At 65.4% G+C, this 4,489-nt stretch carries 5 protein-coding genes and 1 pseudogene; 2 read left to right on the top strand and 4 right to left on the bottom strand.

Annotation, left to right across the window (positions count from 1 at the left end; all coding sequences use genetic code 11):
- A partial coding sequence (locus AC2VOU_RS05235) for a hypothetical protein (RefSeq protein ID WP_486956405.1) occupies positions 1–198 on the top strand: 198 nt, incomplete at its 5' end.
- A 109-nt stretch (positions 199–307) separates the two neighbouring features.
- Here AC2VOU_RS05235 and AC2VOU_RS05230 read toward each other — a convergent pair.
- A pseudogene (locus AC2VOU_RS05230) lies at positions 308–762 on the bottom strand (hypothetical protein).
- Between the two features lie 272 nt (positions 763–1,034).
- On the opposite strand from AC2VOU_RS05230, the gene AC2VOU_RS05225 reads away from it, so the two are divergent.
- Positions 1,035–1,520 carry a DUF732 domain-containing protein gene (locus AC2VOU_RS05225; protein ID WP_486956404.1) on the top strand — a complete coding sequence of 162 codons (486 nt, stop codon included), beginning with the start codon at positions 1,035–1,037 and terminating at the stop codon, positions 1,518–1,520.
- 45 nt (positions 1,521–1,565) lie between these two features.
- Here the strand turns inward: AC2VOU_RS05225 and AC2VOU_RS05220 are convergent, their stop codons facing one another.
- The 3 genes from AC2VOU_RS05220 to AC2VOU_RS05210 all read right to left on the bottom strand — a co-directional run bounded on the left by AC2VOU_RS05220 (position 1,566) and on the right by AC2VOU_RS05210 (position 4,463).
- Positions 1,566–2,087 (bottom strand): methylated-DNA--[protein]-cysteine S-methyltransferase, encoded by a 522-nt coding sequence (locus tag AC2VOU_RS05220; RefSeq protein ID WP_486956403.1) that lies wholly within the window; start codon positions 2,085–2,087, stop codon positions 1,566–1,568.
- Positions 2,084–3,580 carry an AlkA N-terminal domain-containing protein gene (locus AC2VOU_RS05215; protein WP_486956402.1) on the bottom strand — a complete coding sequence of 499 codons (1,497 nt, stop codon included), beginning with the start codon at positions 3,578–3,580 and terminating at the stop codon, positions 2,084–2,086. The genes AC2VOU_RS05220 and AC2VOU_RS05215 overlap by 4 nt, the downstream gene beginning before the upstream one ends.
- A gap of 106 nt (positions 3,581–3,686) precedes the next feature.
- Positions 3,687–4,463, bottom strand: coding sequence for an SDR family NAD(P)-dependent oxidoreductase (locus AC2VOU_RS05210; protein WP_486956401.1), 777 nt, complete (start codon positions 4,461–4,463; stop codon positions 3,687–3,689).
- Positions 4,464–4,489: the final 26 nt, after the last annotated feature.

Raw genomic sequence — 4,489 nt, 5'->3', positions numbered from 1 at the left:
ACCCGTCAGCGGACGGGCTTCGAACGGCCGCGGGCTTCGGGGATTTCGGGCGGGACGTTGATGGAGGAGACCATCTCGCGGATGGCCGGCTCTGAATTCGGCTCCGCCAAGACCGTGTCGGAACTCGCGGCGATCGCCGAGGGAATCGGCCGCCCAGCCCGCCAGCGCACCACCGACTACAACCCGCTAGCGGCGTAGCTGCCATTCCCGGCGAGCGTGCGTGTCTGCACCGCGACACGCCGACAGCGACGGCATTGTGCGCACGCTCGCGGCGGGAGTGGACCCGCGAGCCACTACAGACGAGCCACTACAGCCGGGCGGCCAATTCGGTGCCCTGCTTGATCGCTCGCTTGGCGTCCAGTTCCGCCGCGACCGCGGCGCTGCGTAGGGGTCTGAGTTGCTTGACGGTCTTGGCGATGGCCAGTCCGGTACGGCTTTGGATGGCGTGCGAGACGGCCGGGGCTGTGAACACGATGGTCAGCTGTGCCGCTGCGCGGGCCTCCTGGGCGGCCAGGGTTTTCTGGTTGCGGCGGCGCCAATCCGGCACATCTGCGACCCGGGTCCGACGTGCCGCACCTCGATAGCGAACGCCACTTGCTCGCCGGTGACGATCTGGCGGGCTTCGTCGAGCAGCATGCCCAGCTCAGCATCGGTATGGGCACAAGCAACATGGGCCAGGATCACCACCCGCCCACGGTCTTTTCGTGCGACCTGAACCGCGACCGCACCGGACGCGGTGCGCACTTTCCGCACGTACGCCACCGCACGAATCTACCGGTTTAGTACCCCAAATCGCCCACCACAACAAAGGAAAGTGCTGGTCAAGACACTACGCCCCGAAATTCCATCGGACATGTCCAAACTCAGGTAAAAGCCGAGATTGTTTCATTCGAGTCTCGTAGGTCGCGGTAGCGCAACGCCACGGTTTCAAACGGTGATGTGATCGTGTTGTTACTGTGACAAAACTACCCTACCGTTATCAAAGTGAAACCTGTGCTCTATGTGTATGGAGTGCTTACGGAGGGGAGTTCTACATGACCACGAGGAAATCGGCCGGGGAGCGGACAACTGCGGCTAATGGCCGCACCCGGTGGGCCACCGTCGAGATCGTGGCGACCTCGGTTGTGCGTCCTGTCGTCGTTACCGCGGCTGTCTTTGCTGCGGTTTTGGGGGCGATTCCGGAAGCGCATGCCGATTCGGTCGGTGACGCGGTCGGGCCGGCTCTCAATGGTGTGGGTATCGGCAACAACGGTCCGGTGAGCAGCGCCATCGCCCAGATGGGACAGTCGATCTGCCCCATGCTGGTCAAACCGGGCAGCAGCCTGGCCAGTGGCGCGGCCCAGATGAGCGGCCAAGGTGGCCTGGCTCCGCCCATGGTGGGCTTCCTGGCCAGCATGGCGATCCAATCGCAATGTCCGGGCTTTATCACGTCGGTCGCGAACGGCAACATGCCGTTTCCGCTTCCCGGAGCGGGCGGACCGGGACTACCGCTTGGCCTGCCCGGGCTACCGACTCCATAGCGGCTATCGCCGGCCGCTGAACCCGCTGGCGCGCGGCTGCGGCCGTTACCGGGCGCCCGGGTCGGCGCTGGAGTCGAACAACGGCAACGCCGGACAACGGTGCTTCTTCTCCAGGGCCAGGAGTGACCTTTTGCGATCCAGCCCGCCACCGTACCCGGTGAGGCTGCCGCTGGCGCCGATCACCCGGTGGCACGGAACAATGATCGCGATTGGGTTGTGGCCGTTGGCAAGTCCCACAGCTCGGGCCGCGCCCGGAGCGCCGATCTGTGCTGCGATCTCGCCGTAGGACCGGGTCTCACCGAATGGGATCGTCAGCAGTGCCTGCCACACCCGCCGCTGAAACTCGCTGCCCTGCAGCTCGAGCTCGAGTTCGAAATCGGTTCGCACACCGGCGAAATAGGCGTTGAGCTGGTCGACGGCGTCGCCGAATGCCGTGGGATTCGCCGACCAGCCGGCCCGGTTCGGCTCGTGGGTTTGGTCGACCATTCTCACATTGGTCAGCGTTTGGCCGTGGCCGGCCAGGGTTAGCAGACCGATCGGGGAGTCGATGGTTCGGTAGTGCGTCATGCGGTCTCCTTGACAGCCCAGTGGTTCACCGAGTGCTCCAGCGTCGTCCATAAATGCTGTGTCGCGTAAGAACGCCACGGGCGCCATCGTCGACTTCGCGCGGTCAACTCGCGATGATCCGTGGGTAGGCCCAGTCGCGCTGTGGCCAAAAGCAATCCAAGGTCGCCGACCGGGAAGGCATCGGGATCGCCGAGGCCTCGCATGGCGATGATTTCTGCGGTCCACGGGCCGACTCCGGGTACTGACAGCAGTTGACGGCGAGCCGCCTGCCAGTCGCAGCCGGCGTTCAGCACCACGCTGCCGTCGCCGAGCGCCGCGATGAGGCCGGTGACGGTTCGTCGTCGGGAGGCGGGAACGGCCAGCTGAGCGGGATCGATGTCGCCGAGTTGCCCGATCGACGGAAATATATGCGTCAGTGCGCCGTTCGTATCGTGAATCGCATCGCCATATGCCATGACAAGCCTGCCGATGTGGGTGCGCGCCGCCTTCATGGACACTTGCTGACCCAGCACTGCTCGCACTGCGAGTTCAGCCTCCTCAACGGTCCGGGCAATGCGCTGTCCCAGGGCCTTCGCGACCACTGGGGCCAGCGCCTCGTCGGAGTTCAACACGTCGATCACCGCATCCGGGTCGGCATCGAGATCGAGCAATCGCCGGCAGCGGGTAATCGCTGACGTCACATCGCGAAAGTCGTCGAGGACCAGCACGCAGCGGACGTGGTCGGTTGCCGGTGTGAGACTGACGATCCCGTTGCCGAACGGGAGTCGTAGCGTTCGTCGAAAGGCGCCCTCGCGGACTTCTTCGCACCCGGGTACAACGCTGGCGGCCAGATGGCCGAACACTCCTTCGTAGGCGAACGGGGTCCGAACCGGCAGGCGCAGTGTCACCGTGCCCGGAGACGTTGCTTCTGCCGGACGACGTCCACGGCCGGTGGCTGTGCTTCTGCGTAATTCCGTTGGTGTGCAGTCGAATACCGAACGCACGGTGTCGTTGAATTGACGGATGCTGGAAAAGCCGGCGGCAAAAGCGATATCGCCGATGGGGAGATCTGTGGTGTCGATCAATACCCGTGCGGTCTGTGCCCGCTGGGCCCGAGCCAGGGCGAGTGGACCGGCGCCGGTCTCGTTCTGAAGCAGCCGCTGAAGTTGGCGGGCGGTGTAACCCAGCCGGGTGGCCAGGCCGGTGACGCCCTCACGGTCAACGGTGCCATCGGCGATCAGGCGCATCGCCCGGGCGACGAGGTCGTCGCGGATGTTCCACTCCGGCGAGCCGGGCGAGGCGTCAGGGCGGCACCGTTTGCACGCCCGATACCCGGCACGCTGCGCCGCGGCCGCCGTCGGATAGAAGCGCACGTTGCGGGCGAACGGCGGGTGCACGGGGCAACTCGGCCGGCAATAGATCCCGGTGGTGCGCACCGCGGTGACAAACCAGCCGTCAAACCGGGTGTCCTTGGATTGCACGGCCCGGTAGCAGCGGTCGAAGTCCTCGTGCACGCTTCGACTTTTACACCCGGGTACCGACATTGCTAGCGGAAAAGCGACGTGGCCGTCGCAAGCAGAAAGGCCCCCGCGGCGGCAGGGGCCTTTCGACGTCGCAGGCTTACTTCGGTGGCATCCGGATGCCACCGTCGACGCGGACCACCTCGGCGTTCATGTACGAGTTGGTGAGCAGCTCGACGACCATGGACGCCAGCTCGTCGGGCTTGCCCAGACGGCGCGGATACAGGACGGATTCGCCGAGCTTGGCCTTGAACGCCTCCGATGCCTCGCCTTCACCGTAGATCGGGGTGTCGATCAGGCCCGGGGCGACGGTGTTGACGCGGATACCGACCGCGGACAGGTCGCGGGCGACCGGCAGGGTCAGGCCCACGACGCCGCCCTTGGACGAGGAGTACGCGGCCTGCCCGATTTGACCGTCGAAGGCGGCGACGCTGGTCATGTTGACGATCGCACCGCGCTCACCGGTGTCGGTGAGTTCGTTCTTGCCCATCTGGGTCGCCGCGATGCGGATGCAGTCGAAGGTGCCGATGAGGTTGATCTCGAGAACCTTCTTGTAGGCGCCGAGGTCGTGTGCGGACGAGAACTCACCGTCCTTGCCGATGGTGCGCTGGGCCCAGCCGATACCGGCGGAGTTCACCAAGGCACGCAGCGGGCCCAGGTCGGCCGCGGTCTTGACCGCGTCGATGATCTGGTCGGTATTGGTGACGTCGACGGTGACAAAGACGCCACCGATCTCGTTGGCGAGTGCCTCGCCTTTGTCGGCCTGCAGGTCGGCTACGACGACCCGGGCACCCTTGGCGGCCAACTGGCGGGCAGTCGCCGCACCGATTCCTGACGCGCCGCCGGTGACGACGGCGCTAGCTCCATTGATATCCACATCGACATCCTATGCACGACGCAATT

The organism is Mycobacterium sp. TH-M25 (assembly GCF_057473665.1).
The sequence above is the reverse complement of the archived record's forward strand: the minus strand, read 5'-3'. Positions and strand labels throughout refer to the sequence as shown.